Annotated in this window: 18 protein-coding genes; 4 read left to right on the top strand and 14 right to left on the bottom strand. The window is 35.2% G+C overall.

Annotated features, from left to right (window positions below; all coding sequences use genetic code 11):
- From ACFFUE_RS06965 to greA, 4 genes are all read right to left on the bottom strand, one after another.
- Window positions 1-2,046, bottom strand: a complete 2,046-nt coding sequence (locus ACFFUE_RS06965; protein ID WP_376833890.1) for a T9SS type A sorting domain-containing protein — start codon at window positions 2,044-2,046, stop codon at window positions 1-3.
- A gap of 84 nt (window positions 2,047-2,130) precedes the next feature.
- Complete coding sequence (gene clpX, locus ACFFUE_RS06960; protein ID WP_376833888.1) at window positions 2,131-3,318, bottom strand: ATP-dependent Clp protease ATP-binding subunit ClpX; 1,188 nt, start codon at window positions 3,316-3,318, stop codon at window positions 2,131-2,133.
- A gap of 60 nt (window positions 3,319-3,378) precedes the next feature.
- Window positions 3,379-3,768, bottom strand: a complete 390-nt coding sequence (locus ACFFUE_RS06955) for an HIT family protein (RefSeq protein ID WP_327985078.1) — start codon at window positions 3,766-3,768, stop codon at window positions 3,379-3,381.
- A 302-nt stretch (window positions 3,769-4,070) separates the two neighbouring features.
- A complete protein-coding gene (gene greA, locus ACFFUE_RS06950; RefSeq protein WP_376833886.1) occupies window positions 4,071-4,538 on the bottom strand; it encodes a transcription elongation factor GreA in 468 nt (155 codons plus the stop codon).
- 104 nt (window positions 4,539-4,642) lie between these two features.
- Between greA and ACFFUE_RS06945 the strand changes: the two genes are divergently transcribed.
- Both ACFFUE_RS06945 and dtd read left to right on the top strand, forming a co-directional pair.
- A complete protein-coding gene (locus ACFFUE_RS06945; RefSeq protein WP_376833884.1) occupies window positions 4,643-5,098 on the top strand; it encodes a hypothetical protein in 456 nt (151 codons plus the stop codon).
- A gap of 17 nt (window positions 5,099-5,115) precedes the next feature.
- Entirely contained in the window at window positions 5,116-5,565 is a 450-nt protein-coding gene (gene dtd, locus ACFFUE_RS06940) for a D-aminoacyl-tRNA deacylase (RefSeq protein ID WP_376833882.1), read from the top strand.
- A gap of 2 nt (window positions 5,566-5,567) precedes the next feature.
- Here dtd and murI read toward each other — a convergent pair whose 3' ends face one another.
- From murI to ACFFUE_RS06895, 9 genes are all read right to left on the bottom strand, one after another.
- Window positions 5,568-6,401: a glutamate racemase gene (murI, locus tag ACFFUE_RS06935; RefSeq protein WP_376833880.1), complete on the bottom strand. Its 834-nt coding sequence runs from the start codon at window positions 6,399-6,401 to the stop codon at window positions 5,568-5,570.
- 649 nt (window positions 6,402-7,050) lie between these two features.
- Complete coding sequence (locus tag ACFFUE_RS06930; RefSeq protein ID WP_327984042.1) at window positions 7,051-7,305, bottom strand: GlsB/YeaQ/YmgE family stress response membrane protein; 255 nt, start codon at window positions 7,303-7,305, stop codon at window positions 7,051-7,053.
- Window positions 7,306-7,432: 127 nt separating this feature from the next.
- A complete protein-coding gene (gene ftsY, locus ACFFUE_RS06925) occupies window positions 7,433-8,386 on the bottom strand; it encodes a signal recognition particle-docking protein FtsY (RefSeq protein WP_376833877.1) in 954 nt (317 codons plus the stop codon).
- A gap of 116 nt (window positions 8,387-8,502) precedes the next feature.
- The gene (locus tag ACFFUE_RS06920; RefSeq protein ID WP_327984040.1) at window positions 8,503-8,655 is read right to left on the bottom strand and encodes a DUF4295 domain-containing protein; all 153 of its coding nucleotides are present in this window, start codon (window positions 8,653-8,655) and stop codon (window positions 8,503-8,505) included.
- A gap of 22 nt (window positions 8,656-8,677) precedes the next feature.
- Window positions 8,678-8,860, bottom strand: a complete 183-nt coding sequence (rpmG, locus tag ACFFUE_RS06915; RefSeq protein ID WP_327984039.1) for a 50S ribosomal protein L33 — start codon at window positions 8,858-8,860, stop codon at window positions 8,678-8,680.
- 8 nt (window positions 8,861-8,868) lie between these two features.
- Window positions 8,869-9,105, bottom strand: coding sequence for a 50S ribosomal protein L28 (gene rpmB / locus ACFFUE_RS06910; RefSeq protein WP_327984038.1), 237 nt, complete (start codon window positions 9,103-9,105; stop codon window positions 8,869-8,871).
- Window positions 9,106-9,204: 99 nt separating this feature from the next.
- Window positions 9,205-10,848, bottom strand: coding sequence for an apolipoprotein N-acyltransferase (lnt, locus tag ACFFUE_RS06905; protein WP_376834292.1), 1,644 nt, complete (start codon window positions 10,846-10,848; stop codon window positions 9,205-9,207).
- Between the two features lie 123 nt (window positions 10,849-10,971).
- Window positions 10,972-11,442, bottom strand: coding sequence for a hypothetical protein (locus ACFFUE_RS06900; protein WP_376833874.1), 471 nt, complete (start codon window positions 11,440-11,442; stop codon window positions 10,972-10,974).
- 6 nt (window positions 11,443-11,448) lie between these two features.
- Window positions 11,449-11,904: a hypothetical protein gene (locus tag ACFFUE_RS06895; protein ID WP_376833872.1), complete on the bottom strand. Its 456-nt coding sequence runs from the start codon at window positions 11,902-11,904 to the stop codon at window positions 11,449-11,451.
- Window positions 11,905-12,132: 228 nt separating this feature from the next.
- Between ACFFUE_RS06895 and ACFFUE_RS06890 the strand changes: the two genes are divergently transcribed.
- Window positions 12,133-13,920 (top strand): hypothetical protein, encoded by a 1,788-nt coding sequence (locus tag ACFFUE_RS06890; RefSeq protein ID WP_376833870.1) that lies wholly within the window; start codon window positions 12,133-12,135, stop codon window positions 13,918-13,920.
- A complete protein-coding gene (locus ACFFUE_RS06885) occupies window positions 13,904-14,332 on the top strand; it encodes a VanZ family protein (RefSeq protein WP_376833868.1) in 429 nt (142 codons plus the stop codon). The genes ACFFUE_RS06890 and ACFFUE_RS06885 overlap by 17 nt, the downstream gene beginning before the upstream one ends.
- Before the next feature lie 49 nt (window positions 14,333-14,381).
- On the opposite strand, the gene murB is transcribed toward ACFFUE_RS06885, so the two are convergent.
- Window positions 14,382-15,422: a UDP-N-acetylmuramate dehydrogenase gene (gene murB, locus ACFFUE_RS06880; RefSeq protein WP_376833866.1), complete on the bottom strand. Its 1,041-nt coding sequence runs from the start codon at window positions 15,420-15,422 to the stop codon at window positions 14,382-14,384.
- Between the last annotated feature and the right edge of the window lie 259 nt (window positions 15,423-15,681).

Here is a 15,681-nt window from a genome sequence, read left to right as displayed (position 1 = left end):
TTAATAAACTACTTTTAATGATCTTACCACGCCATTTGAATAAACAACATTAACTACATAGACTGACTTCACTAATGAAGGTAAAGCATAGTCTACATTTGTATCCTGCTTCTTAGCTTCAAAAACAAGCTTACCACTCAAATCAAATATCTGTACATCAGCTGTTGTAACTTCTCTTTCAAATTTAACTTTTTTAACATCCGCATCTTGATATATAACAGTCTCCCCACTAGTACGAGCGTTATCCAATGTAGCCAATGTTCCTCCAGAGCCATCTGTAGAAGCTTCCTTCCAATAGAAATCAAATCTTCCTTTCAGATCTGGTGTATCTGCAATGAACTTAAATGTTGTAGTAGCATTGATTCTTGTAACATCACCAGTAGTATTATCCTTTATAAGAAACTCTCCACTTGACAACTCTTTAACATTTGTAAATATGTCTCTTTCGTACTGATTGAATCTAAGCTCATATTCAGTGCCTACCGTTAAATTATTAAATCCAACTGGAAGAGGCTTTCCTATATAAGTATCTGAATTAAATTCACTAAATAATTTCTTACTGTTTTCTACTGCTGCCTCATCTTTTATCCCATATAAGAAAATTTTATTAGAAGATTGAGATGGCGTAGAGCTCTCAGTGTTATAATTAGTACCAACCAAATAAACAGGTGCTGCTTCAAAAGTATTTCCACTAAGTAAGAAAACTTCCAATTGATAAAACCCATTAATATTAGACTGCGCAATAGAACTTCCAAGTGATTTTGTTTGAGCTGACGCCAAGGCAGACATTCTAGCAGTAATAGGAGGTGTAACTGTACTCGCAGTACCAACTGAAGGATACTCAAAAGTCTTATGGGCATCGTTAAAATCCACTTTAACACCTACAATTCTAGAACCTAAACCTGTAGGATTAATAAGAGGAAAATTCAAATTAAATGTTTCGGTAGGTCGTATAGTAAGTGCTTCTGGATTCCCCACCCAATTAGTCCCATCATACTTAGCTGAATAATAGTCCGCACTAGAGTTAGAAGCCCCCTCAGAAGGATTCCATAGCGTTTTATACGCAGATGTTCTTTTTGTAATATAAAAATCCTTTATCAATAACCCATCCGTAGCCTGTTTAAGAGTTCTTTCCACTCCACCATTTGTAACTTTCAACCAAGCATTAGCCCCATCTACTGCTCTCAAATCCAAATTGGAAGTATATGGATTTCCGAATCTATAAACATTCTTTCCAGTATATTTATTGGTAGAACTAAAATTCCCCATATAAGAACGATATCTCTCATTATAGGGATTTATGATGTCTTTCCAATCATTATATCCTAAACCACTAAATTCAGTTTCTGTTTTTGATGGAATAACAGACTTCCCTGTTGCACTATATACCCCAGGTGAAGGAGTCCCTTTATAACTAACTTTGGCTGCAGTCGTTTGTAAAGTTGTAGGAATAAGATTTAGAAGATAGTAATCTCCCGCTTTAAAATCTGTTCCTGTAACAACAGCATCGTTATGAATTTTATCATTATTCCACTTAAAAAGTGTCATAGCATACCTATTGGTACAACGAACATCTAAGCCACATTCGCCTCTAAATGCACTTGTAGCTAAACCAAATGCTCTCATCACATTCTCTACCTTATCCTTAAACGGAAAACTGATAGGGAATGTAGTACCAAAATAGTTTGAACCAGCTGGTAACTTCTCCATTGTCATCAATGCATTAGTTTGCCCTGCCGTACGCAAAATTTTCACTTGTCCGTAATCATTTTCACTAGTCCAAATATTTACGAACTCATTACCATCAGAGGCAGCCGTTGCTAAAGCACCTTTCTTATAATCTCCAGAAATTACCACTTTACCTTTATTACTAACGGTACGCTCATTATCAGAGTTTAAGATAAAATTGCCCCCGCTATAAATCAAAGCTTTCCCCGTAATCATCATGGAGGAATTATCCGCCATATAGGTCAAATCCACTGCTTGAGCACTCAATGAGGAGAGCCCTAAGGATAATAATCCGATACTTAATAGATTTCTTTTCATTCTATTATATTTTCGTGTTTTTTAATCAGTAAAAAAATAAAGTTTATCCCTGCAAAGGTACTACTATTTTTTTTTATCTGAAAATTATTTTTGAAATTTTATATTTTTTTCAGTTAAAACAATTTTATTTTCCTCTCCCACAGAAAACATATAATCTTCTAAAACCTTTTCTGTAGTCCCTCTTAGACCTCTCGCCCCTAATCCTTTCTCTATGGTTTCTTCTACAATTTTTTCAATTGCCTCATCTGTGAATACCAATTCTACCCCATCCATCTTGAACAGTTCTATAAACTGATTAACAATAGAGTTCTTAGGCTCTTTCATTATCCGCACCATTGTTTCTTTGGTAAGCTTATCCAAGTGGGTAATGATAGGAAAACGCCCCAATAATTCTGGAATTAATCCAAATTTTCTTAAATCTATCGCATTGATTTGACTTAGCAAATCTTCTTCCTCATCTACTTTATTGGTTTTTTCCGCACTAAAACCGATGGCTTGTTTATTGAGTCTTCTTTCGATAATTTCTCTCATCCCATCAAACGCACCCCCTGCAATAAACAAGATATTCTGCGTATTCACCTGAATATACTTCTGGTCTGGATGCTTTCTTCCTCCTTGCGGCGGCACATTCACGATACTGCCTTCCAATAATTTGAGCAACCCTTGCTGAACGCCCTCACCAGAAACATCTCTGGTAATGCTCGGGTTATCAGATTTTCTAGCAATCTTATCTATTTCATCGATGAAGACAATCCCTTTTTCTGCTTTTTCTACATCATAATCTGCCACCATCAGCAATCTTGAAAGGATACTTTCTACATCTTCCCCTACATAGCCCGCTTCTGTAAGAATGGTAGCATCTACAATACAAAACGGCACATTCAGTTCTCGGGCTATGGTTTTTGCTAAAAGTGTTTTCCCCGTTCCCGTCTCCCCTATCATAATGATATTAGACTTCTCTATTTCCACCTCTCGGTTTTCATCTTCGGCGTGGAGCAATCTTTTATAATGATTGTACACCGCTATAGACAATTGCTTTTTAGCTTGGTCTTGTCCTATCACATACTCATCCAAAAATGCTTTGATTTCTTTGGGCTTTTTGAGTTCTGATAAATCAACAGCAGACTTGGCACGCACTGGCTTCACATTCTCTTTTACGATGCTATGAGCTTGCTCTATGCAATTTTCACAGATATAACCATTCTGCCCAGACACAAGCATCTGAACTTCATTTTTATGCCTTCCACAAAATGAACATTGGTTTGGGTTCATTATTAATTTATTATATTAGTTATAAATTTCAGATTATAGGTTTTGGAAGATTTCAATAAATTATTCTGCATTGATAATCGCTTGTTGCACCTCTTTATATTCCTCTTCCGTGAACTTTAGTCTTTCATTTTGAAAATTCAAATCTTCAATACCGTTCAATGGAACCAAATGAATGTGAGCGTGTGGCACTTCTAGCCCCACTACTGCTACGCCTACTCTTTTGCAGGGAATAGCATTACCAATTTTCTTGCCAACCTGCTGTGCAAATGCCCAAAGATTTTTAAACTCCTCACTATCAAGGTCAAAAATTAAATCCACTTCCTTTTTAGGAATCACAAGAGTATGCCCTTTTGCTAAGGGTAAGATATCTAAAAACGCTAAATGATGCTCATCTTCCGCTATTTTATACGCAGGGATTTCGCCGTTTACTATTTTGGAAAATATTGTCATACAGTTGGTTGTTAGTCGTTTATTAATGGTTAATTGTAAATTATCAATTGTTAATTGTAAACTAACTCAAAACTTTAAATTGGTTGTTAGTTGTTGGTTGTCGGTTGATGGTGAAAACTCAACACTCAAAACTCAGCACTCAAAACTTGTTAAGTTGGCTGATGGTCTTTTCTCTTTCTTTAAAAACTTAAAACCCAGCACTCAAAACTGAAAATTAATTGATGGTTGTCGGTTGTCGGTTGATGGTGAAAACTCAAAACTCAGCACTGAAAACTCAACACTGAATTTGATTGATAGCAAAATTAAAGTGTAATTTCTAAAACTTCAAACGAAAGCTGGTTACCATTAGGCAAAGTAATCTCTGCCGTTTCGCCCACTGCTTTTCCTAAAAGACCTTTAGCGATGGGGGTATTTACGGATATTTTACCCAATTTCAAATCACTTTCATTATCTGGCACCAAAGTAAATATTTGCTCTTTTTTGGTTGCATTATTCAGAAGTTTTACCGTGGTAAGGATAGACACTTTAGAAGTATCCAGCTGACTTTCATCAATCACTTTTGAGGTTGCAATAAGGTCTTTCAGTTTAGAAATTTTCATTTCTAATAAACCTTGTGCTTCCTTAGCAGCATCATACTCTGCATTTTCAGAAAGGTCACCTTTATCTCTTGCTTCAGCGATTTGCTGGGTTACCTTTGGTCTTTCGATGGATTCTAATTGTTCTAGCTCGGCAATCATTTTATCCAAGCCTTCTTTTGTTACATATGCCATATTTTCTTATTTTTGAATTTGATAAAAAAAAATTATCCGACCCTTGTAGCTCGGACAATGTTTTGGTTAAATTTTCGTTCAGCAAAGATATAAAAATATTTTAAATGAAAAAAATAAAAGCATCATTCCTAATTTCTCTATTTCTGATTTTCAGTTTTTTAGTAAACGCTTGTGCGGAGCGAGATGGTACTATCAACTGCTTTCCCAACCAAATCATCAATGCTCAAATACTCCTTAATGGCTACCCAAAGCTACTCACCCAGCAATGGGATTATACCAAAGGTGAAACTGGAACGGGCAACCGTGGGCTGATTATTTTCTTCAATGGAAGTTCTTATACCATCTATGACAGAAATGCTCCACACCTATGCCCAGATACCAATACCACACTGGAAGTGATAAAAGATAGTGATGGATTCCTAAAAATATACTGCCCAAAAGATGGTGCAAAATGGCTCCTACAAAACGGACAGCCTAATAATACACAAGCCTCTGGCATCCCAAAAAGATACCGCTATCAAATTGATGCTATGACGAATGCGATGATGATTTTTAATTAATTTTTTTCTATAATAATATGCGTGTAGTAATCCAAAGAGTTTCCGAAGCCAGCGTTACAGTAGATAATGCCATTGTAGGTAGTATCAACAGAGGCTATATGCTGCTCATCGGGATTGATGAAAATGATGAAAGCCAAGATGCCGATTGGCTAGTGCAGAAAATTCTTAATCTAAGAGTTTTCGGAGATGAAGAAGGCAAACTCAACCGCTCTGTGATGGATATCCAAGGGGAAATACTTTGTGTAAGCCAGTTTACACTCATTGCCGATTATAAAAAAGGAAATCGCCCCAGCTTTATAAAAGCAGCAAAACCTGATAAAGCCATTCCCCTTTTTGAATATTTCAAAACTGAAATTTCAAAATCTGGACTAAAGGTAGAAAGTGGCATTTTTGGAGCAGATATGAAAGTTGCTCTCATTAACGATGGCCCAGTAACCATCTTGATGGATAGCCATACCAAAGCTTAAGCCTACAATTCTTTCAGTTCTAATGAAATGGTATTTCCAAATATTTTCTTTGAGATTTTCTCAAAGTTTTTGGTAAGGTCAGAAACATAGAACTCGTAGTGGGCTTTGTGCGAAGTTGCATTCAGAAGGCGATGCTGCTCTAAAACCATTCTCAGTTCGTTTGCTACAATGCTCGGGGAGTCTATCACACGAACCCTATTGCCATAATATTGTTTGATTTCATCCATCAATAGTGGATAATGCGTGCAACCTAAAATCAAGGTTTCTATATTCTTCAGCTTATTATTACTCAGATAATTATAAATAATAGCGTGGGTAATGGGATGATTCTTAAACCCCTCCTCTATGGCTGGTACTAGTAATGGCGTTGCCAGTTCATCTACTTTGATGAATTTATTATGCTTCCTAATGCTCTTGCGGTAAAGCCCAGAGCTTACCGTAGCTTTGGTCGCAATGACCCCCACATTGGTATGGATTTCATAAGAGATTTTCTCTGCCACAGGATTGATGACATCTATCACTGGTATTTTCCCATCTACCAACTCTAAGACTTCCTTCAAAGCATTTGCCGTTGCGGAATTACAAGCTATCACAATGGCTTTGCAGTTTTTTTCCAGCAAAAACTCGGTGATACGGGATACATAGCCTATGATGGCTTCCTTAGATTTCTCACCATAAGGAAGGTGCTTGGTATCTCCGAAGTAGATTAAATCCTCGTGTGGCAATAGTCTTTTTATTTCCTTAGCCACTGTAAGTCCGCCCACGCCAGAGTCAAAAACGCCAATGGGTTGCAAAGCATTAAGATGTGAATAATCTGCTTTTTTCTTCTTTTTCAATGGGAAAATTTTTGCAAAAGTACTCAATTAAAATGAAATAACGCAACAGGCTTTAAAGGTTTGAGTTTTGAATGTTGAGTATTGAGTTTTAATGCAATAAACTTTCAATCAATAAGATAATTTTCACAAATGACTTGAGCAAGAATCAAAACCAAACTTTTATCCTGAATTACGGCAGTAGTTTTTTTTACGATTCAAAAATTCATTTAAAGTCAATCTTGTCTAGGTTAAACGCACGAAATTTATAAACTACTAATAACTAACGATTTGCATTTTCGTTACTTTCTACAAAAGCAATCAAGGTTAAAATGTAATCAATTGATATTCATTAAGTGTCTTCAAAATATAATTTCGTGAGTTTAGCCTAGATTAACATTGAATTTTGAGGAACTTAAAAGTTTATTCTATAAATTTGTAATCTAAAAATTGTACTTGGGGGTTGAATCTGCCCCAGTGAAAATTTTGGCTTCTCTTTTTTATTTACTCTCTCTAAAAAGTTACCTCTGTGAGTTGAATGTACCATGTTTTTAGCTTACTCAGAAAAATTTTCATCAAAATATTTCTAGAAAAATCAGCCTACCAAAATTTAGTGGCATAAAAAAACTGCCCTTTTCAGACAGCTTCTTGTTTGCTTCATTATCAATAAAGTTTAACCTTTTCTAGAAGTCATCCCGAAAATCCAAAGGACAATGATGGCTCCTACTACAGCTAATGCCATACTTCCAAGGCTGAAATCATCTACCGTTCCTAACCCAAGAAAAGTTCCTATCCATCCACCTACAAATGCACCTACGATACCTAGAATAATTGTCATCAGCCACCCCATAGCTTGTTTCCCTGGCGCGATCATTTTTGCTAGAGCTCCGGCAATCAGTCCGAAGATAATCCACGTTAAAATTCCCATAGTTTTAAGATTTAAAATTGTTAATAAATATTTTATTTACTCTAATGTATTCCAAAATTAAACCAAAAATTCCCTACTCCATACTAGAAATAGGGAAGATATAAACATTTGTGGAAATTGTGAAAATTTATCGCATTCTAAAGAAGGAATCTACAAACTCCTCTCCGTTGAAGAGTTGTAAATCCGTCATCTTTTCACCCACACCAATATATTTCACAGGAATCTGAAACTGATCTGAAATACCTATAACAACACCGCCTTTGGCAGTACCATCTAATTTGGTCACCGCTAAAGCATTGACTTCGGTAGCTGCAGTAAATTGTTTAGCTTGTTCAAAGGCATTTTGACCTGTAGAACCATCTAATACCAGCAAAATTTCGTGAGGAGCATCGGGAATCACTTTTTGCATTACCCGTTTTATTTTAGAAAGTTCATTCATCAGATTGATTTTATTGTGAAGCCTTCCAGCAGTATCTATAATCACCACATCAGCATTTTGAGCCACGGCACTTTGCACCGTATCAAAGGCTACCGATGCGGGGTCTGACCCCATACTTTGTTTCACTATTGGTACGCCTACACGCTCACTCCAGATGGTAAGCTGATCTACCGCTGCAGCACGGAAGGTATCTGCAGCTCCCAATACCACTTTTTTGCCTTCGGATTTAAACTGATGGGCCAATTTACCAATGGTAGTGGTTTTTCCTACACCATTGACTCCTACTACCATAATGACATAAGGCTTTTTGCTGGTGTCAATATTTCCAGATTGGCGGTGTGGGTTTTCTAAAAGTAATGCTGCGATTTCTTCTCGCAAAATTTTATCCAGTTCACTGGTATTAACATATTTATCTCTAGCAACTCTAGCTTCTATCCGTTCAATGATTTTGATGGTAGTCGCCGCTCCCACATCGGAAGCGATGAGGATTTCCTCCAAATCATCCAATACCTCATCATCTACTTTGCTTTTACCGATAACGGCTTTGGTCATTTTTTCAAAGAATCCTTGGCTAGATTTTTCCAATCCATTATCTAGAGATTCTTTTTCTTGTTTGCTAAATATTTTTTTGAACCAACTCATTTTCCTTTGATTAAATTTTATTTAAGTAATCGGATTCTTATTATTTCCAGCAAAGATAAATAAAAAACCACTCAAAAGAGTGGTTTATATACATTAATATTATAATTGATATAACATTATTTTTTCAAGAATGCATCTACATCATCAGCATTCATTACTTTTTCTTCGAAAACGTAAGCACCTGTTTTAGGCGACTTTACCATTTTCACTACTTTGGTCATTTTCTTAGATGAACCATCTCTTAGTGTTGCTACTACTTTCTTTGCCATTGTAAAATACCTTTATAAGTGATTACTTGATTTCTTTGTGTAGGGTGTACTTTTTCAAAACCGGATTGTATTTTTTCAGCTCCAGTCTTTCAGTAGTATTTTTCTTGTTTTTAGTGGAAATATATCTGCTCATTCCTGGCATACCACTTTCCTTGTGCTCTGTGCACTCTAGGATTACCTGTACTCTATTACCTTTCTTAGCCATTGCTGTTATTATTTAATAAATCCGTTTCTTTTTGCTCTTTCTAGTGCCTCTTCGATACCAACTTTGTTGATAACTCTCAATCCGTGTGCAGATACTTTCAAAGTAATGCTTTCTTCTGTCTCCGGAAGGTAAAATTTCTTCTCTAATAAATTGATCTCAAAACGACGCTTCGTCTTGTTATTAGCGTGAGAAACGTTGTTACCAACCATTGCACGCTTTCCTGTTATTTGGCAAATTCTTGACATATCTCGATGTTCTTTTTACAACTTAATTATTTGAGTGTGCAAAACTAAGAACAAAATTTTACATACACAAATATTTAGAGGTTTTTTATTTTAAAAATTTTATTTTTTTCTCCCCTGAATGTTCTTTATTAGCGTATAGCACAATAAAAATCCGAGTGCAAAGATAGAAATTCTGGACCATAAATCGCCTGTTCTGGTGTAAAAAGTTTCACCATCATAAAGATTAAGTGTGGCAAATAATGCTGTTTCATCTCCATATAGAGTGCTTTCTACAATGTCTCCTTTTGCATTGATGTGGGCAGAAATACCACTATTGGCAGACCTTGCAATTTCCCTGCGGGTTTCTATAGCTCTTAGCCTAGCATAGGAAAGAAGTTGCTGATGCCCCTGTGTAACGCCCCACCAAGAATCGTTGGTCATTATGGCTAGAAAGTTAGCCCCATTTTTTACATATTCTGTAGTAAATTCACCATAGATGCTTTCGTAACAGATGATAGGTGCTAAAACTGCCTTATTGTAAGGGTTGCGAAATGCTTTTCGTTCTTCATCTATGCCTAGAGAAGCAACTGTGCCTCCCAAATTGAGCATTGCATCACCCAACAATGGTTTTAGTACATTCATATATGGAAAAATCTCTACACCTGGCACCAATTTTCCCTTGTGATAAACCTCCACTTTCTGATTTGGAATAATCTGAACAGCAGAATTGTAGCTTTCTACCCAAACATTTTCTGATATACGATATGCGTTCTGAGGAAAATCGTTATTGTCTATAAAAAAACGATGAGAAGAAATCCCCGTTACAAACACAGCTTTAGGTTTAGTAGAAAGAAAATTCTTGATGGTATTAAGCAAAAGACTTTGTTCAAATCCCGTTTCAGGAATGGAGCCACGCCCTGGCACAGAAGTTTCGGGACCGATGTAAAAATCTACCTTGGTATTAGAACCTGATTTAGGAGAATGCTCTTCGGCTAATTGTAATAATTCATTGGTAATCTGTATGCTATCTTTGGAGTACTTTTCATTGTAGGGGTCTAAGTCTGGCTGTAGTAGCAATACATTAGTTTGTCCAATCGGCTTTTTATCGAACTGATGGTATTTCACAATGGAAATCAACATAGGAATCCCAATACTCAAACATACGATAATACTATTTTTGATGAGGGTTTTTCTTTTTCGTTCCACTTCCCAAATTCTCAAAGTGTAGAATATGAAAATATTAATGAGAAGAATCCAAAAACTGCCACCTGTTGCCCCAAAAGTATCATACCATTGGATAAATTTAGGATATTCTGAAAAGGCATTGCCCAGATTGAGCCAAGGCCAAGTGAGCTCCCACGAAAGGTGAAATTTTTCAAACGCCATCCATATTGCTACAAAAAAGGCAAGTCCCCAATAAGTTCCTTGTATTTTTTTGTAATGATGGTAGCAGATGAAAACCAAAGTATATAGTAAAGAATTGGCTAAAACAGGGAATAATACTGCCATCAGAGAATGGCTGCCATCTGGATTTTTAGAACCATAAAGCCAACCTGTAGTAACGATATTCCACACTAAAAAACAGAGGTAAGCTATCCCAAATACTGCCCAACCTTTCTTTTTGATGGATGAAAATTTAGAAATCTGATGCTCAGCCATCAACAATGGGACTAATGCAAAGAAAATGAAAAAGGGTATTCCGTAAGTGGGCCAAGATAATGATAGGAGCACAGCAGAAATTAGTGAAAGTAATATGTATTTCAGCATAAGGGGATAATTCTATTTTTTTACAAAAGTAAGACTTTTAACAACAAAAAGCCATCTCTTTTGAGAGACAGCTTTCCTTCTTAAAAGTTTTTATAATTTATGGAAAAGAATAATTAGCTATTATTTATTGCTATCAGATTCAGTGGAATCATTGATAATGTCATCTTTACCACGAGATACCACAAACTTTTGCCACAGTACATATAAAAGAATAGCCAACGGAAAAAGTGCTAAGCCTAAATATTTTTCAGAAAATCCTAGCTTTTTAAGTTCCTCTAAATTAAGATTATTTTCTTTTGCTATTTCTTTCACTTCTTCGGGAGTTAATTCATAATAACTATCCTTATGTAAATTACTAATTCCCACAAACTCTGGTTCCTTAGTAAGCCATATTGGAAATCCGAAAACAAGACGCTCATACTTAATTCCTAAATCTAAATAACTACCATCATCTAATTGATAATATTCTGTTTTAGGTAAATCAGCTACTTCTTTTAGTACTTCTTCTTTACCTACGGGAATTCCTCTTTTTGCATAAACATTAGTCGTAAATCCTAAAAGGATGACAAGTGTGTACAATAATGATTTCATTTTTTATTATCTTTTTAAATTTTCAGACAAAATTTCTTTTAGAATTTCTTCGGAATTGATTTTTTCTCCTCCATATATAATATCTCTAGCAATATAGACCATATATTTCTCCTTATGTCCATCTTCATCCATTGTAAAGAGAATATAAGTGGTACTTCCCCAATCATATACATCAAGAGCAACCAATGCTGATAATGGATATTGCTTCTCTGGACGGAATAACTTTTTTAAGTAAAATTGATTATTTATGATTTTTGCTTTTGATAAATATAACAAAGTATATCCCGAAACCACCAACAAAATCAAATCAATTACTAAAATTATTATTGCATCTATAATCGTATCTGCCATCATAATTCCTGCTAGTGTTACTATAGGAAATATCAGTAACAAAATAATTCCTCCCACATAACTTGCATTTGTAAACTTTGATGAAATCTTTACACTTTGGAAATCTCTCATTTTAAATTGTTATTTGTTTGTATTTCTGAGTGCAAAAGTATATCACCTACTGCTATTCTTCTAAAAAAGAGTGTCTACAAAGTGTCTACATCATAAAATACACACTGTAATATTATGGTTATAAGTGATTTACAAAAATACCATTTAATTATTGAAAATATTTATCAAAATCAAATAGTGAAATAATATCGTATATTTGTGATGGATATTTACCAAATAAAAAAAACAATGAAGCAATCGCTATTTTTACTATTTCTGATATTCTATACCCTATATGCCAAGGGGCAAAATATTTCCCAAGAATTAATAAAAGTAGATAAGTACAGAGTGGAAAGACAACTTCACAAGGCTTTGGATATCATAACCGAACAAGAAGAATATGCTAAAAAATATAAGCCAGAAGCTTTACCCGAAATCTATTTTGCTTATACAAGATTTTACATCACTATAGATGATTTTGAAAAAGCAAAACTGTATGCCCAAAAAGCAGAAGACATTGGTAATAAAAGCAAAAATAAAGAAGCCACTGCTTATGGATGGTTAGCTCAAATGTACTACAATAAACAGACTGATAGAACTACAGTTGCCGTACAATACTCTAAACGGATTCAAGAATATGTTGAAAAAAATCCATCCTCTGCTAATCCTTATTTACCAACCATTGCTTTCTATCTTCTCTATGCTATTCATTCCAAATGGGAAGACTATAAGATAACTAATAAATACGCAGACCTTGCTATTAAATGGGCAAAAAAAAGTAATAATCCTAATATTCTAATGGATAGTTACTTTGCTAAATCTAATAGTATGAGATTTACTTATGAAAAGACTCACGATAAAAAATATAAAGATAGCATCACCTATTATTTGTATCTATGTCAGGATATATATAATGACAATCCAAAGCCAATTATTGATTATAACTATGCCATCATCAATGTCAATCTTGCCGATCATTTCTTTACAGAAATGAAAAAGCAGCAAAAAAAGGCTCTAAAAGACAGTGTTTTAAAATATTTAGATAAAAATAACACTCTACCACTTACATCAGATTTTGCCTATGAAGTAAGAGCAAATATGCTTGGTATAAGAGCTATGCTGGCAATAGATGAAGGGGACACCCAAAGAGCCAAAAAGTACCTTGAAACCGCTCTAACAAACTTAACAAAAGAAGAAAAAAGACCTGCTACATATACTATTATCAGCGTATTAACTGCTCTGATAGAATTATATAAACAGGAGGAAAATTATCAAAAAGCATTAGAACACTCTGAAACATTACAGATTTATAACAAAAAAGAATTTGATAAAGAAACCGCCAATCAGGTAAGAATATTAGAAGATAAATTTGAAAATGAAAGACTTAAAGAAAATTTATCATTCAGCAAAAGAAAAAATTTGTTAGGAGGAATCTTAATATTATTACTTCTTATTATATGCTTTCTATCCGTCGCTATTCTATATTTTTATAGAAAAAACTCCCGTAATGCCATTTCCCTCTTACACGAAAAAGAAAAAACTCTAGTAAAAGAAAAAGAACTGGCAGAGCAAAACTTAAAGTTAGAACAAGAAATTAAAATCCGCTTAGAGATAGAGCAAGAAAAATTACAAAAAGAAGCTCTCATTAGAGCACTTGAAATTCAACAAAAAAATAATGCCATTAATAGTATCAAACAAGAAATCAATAACGAACCAGAATACTATAATATAAAAAAGGTACTTAAAAAAGTAGATATAACTTCTGAAATATCAGATGCTGACCTCAAAAATATACATCCTGATTTTTTCAAAAACCTTGGTAAACTAAGCGATAATAAACTATCCAAACGAGACGAAAAAATCTGTGCCTATATTTTTATTGGAGCAGACAATAAAACATTGGCGAATATCTTCAATGTAGAAGTCAAAAGTATCAGAATGGCAAAATACCGCATAAAACAAAAACTAGGATTAGACGCCAGTACGGATATAGAAGCCTTCCTTAAAACACTTCCTTCTAATGAAAATTCTCTATAAAATAAGCATCATTCCCTACGCTCTATTTTTACTCTATATGATGTTTTTAGGCTTTGGGAGAGAACCTTATGAAGACCATATCGTAAGGCTGAAACCCATATTTTCCACCATCGAATTTGGAGAAAGAAGTTTGCTGTGGAACAATCTCAAGATGTTTCTCATCAATGTTTTTGGGAATTTACTAATGTTTCTACCCTTCGGGTTTTTGGGTTGGCTATTACCCCGATACAATGATTTAAAAACCCTTTTGTTGGCATTTTTATCTGTACTGATTAGCTTAGAAGCCTTGCAATACTTCACCCGATTGGGCGTATTGGATATTGATGATATTTTGCTCAATACCACGGGGGTATGGCTAGGCTTCCATCTGAAAAATATGTTGGAACATTCGGCTTTGAAGAAAATATTGTAAACTTAAACTCAGAATATGAGTGAAAAATTATTGTATTCTCCTTATTAATCTACACGATATTCACCTCTCTTTCTAATTCTATCCCGAATTGCTCCCTTACAGAACGAATAATTTCTGTGGAGAAATCAAAAATCTCTTGCCCCGTTGCCTGTCCTGTCTTATTAATAATCACCAAGGCTTGCAAAGCGTGGCACGCCACATTTCCTATTTGCTTTCCCTTCCAGCCTGCTTGTTCTATCAGCCAACCAGCAGGAACTTTCACCCTATCGTTAGCGGGGTAAGAAGGCAATTCTGGGAAACGGCTCTGTACTTCTTCAAACTGAGTTTTAGAAATGGTAGGATTTTTAAAGAAACTTCCTGCGTTGCCTATCTCATTAGGATTTGGGAGTTTACTTTCTCTGATGGCAATCACCGCCTTAGAAACATCTTGGATGCGAGGTTCTACTATCCCCATTTTGCTAAGCTCTGCTTTAATGGCACCATACTCCACCTTAATGGCGTGGTGCTGGGTGGTAAGTCCAAAGGTAACTTCCAAAATCACATATTTTCCTTTGCCCTCTTGCTTGAAAATAGAATCCCGATAGCCAAATCTACAAGCTGCATTATCAAACACTTCCGTTTCCAGTGTTTCCAAATTCAAAACCTTGCAATGCACAAAGGTGTCCTTTATCTCACAACCATAAGCCCCAATGTTTTGCATAGGCGAAGTCCCCACATTCCCAGGAATCAAGGAAAGGTTTTCCAAGCCACCGAAATTGCGTTCTAAGCAATACATCACAAATTGATGCCAGTTTTCCCCTGCTTTTGCGGTAACATACACTTGGTTATCCGTCATCTGCTCTTCGGAGATGCCTTTTAGATTGAGCAAAACAACCAAGCCTTCAAAATCTTTGGTAAAGAGAATATTGCTTCCTCCTCCTAAAAATAAAATAGGAATCTCTAAAAGTGAAGTGGCATTCATCAAGGTTTGATATTGAAGCAAAACTTCTCGCAAGGCTTCCTCCGAAGCAACTTCTGCAAAATATCGGGCTCGGGCACCTACACCGAAGGTATTAAATGGTTTTAAGGAAATATTTTCTTGAATGTGCATTAGTCAATCTATTTGGGAAGTCAAAAATAATTTAAAAAACTGAAACTATGAAATAAAATCCTCTTTGTCTCTTAGGATAGTGAACTACAGATGCTCCCAAAGTTTTAAAGTTCAAATCCATTAACCCAGATACTTGCAGTAGGCGTTAAGCAACAGTTCCATTTATCACAAGGAAAATGCTAATCCTAGCAAGGTTTTTCAATTAGGCTAAAGCCTTTTGGATAAACCATATCAAAAGTTGGGTTAAAACCCAACCCTA

This window comes from Bergeyella porcorum (assembly GCF_042427575.1).
GTDB classification, from domain to species: Bacteria; Bacteroidota; Bacteroidia; order Flavobacteriales; family Weeksellaceae; genus Bergeyella; species Bergeyella porcorum.
Note: the sequence above shows the minus strand (reverse complement) of the source record. Positions and strands in the feature narration are given on the sequence as shown.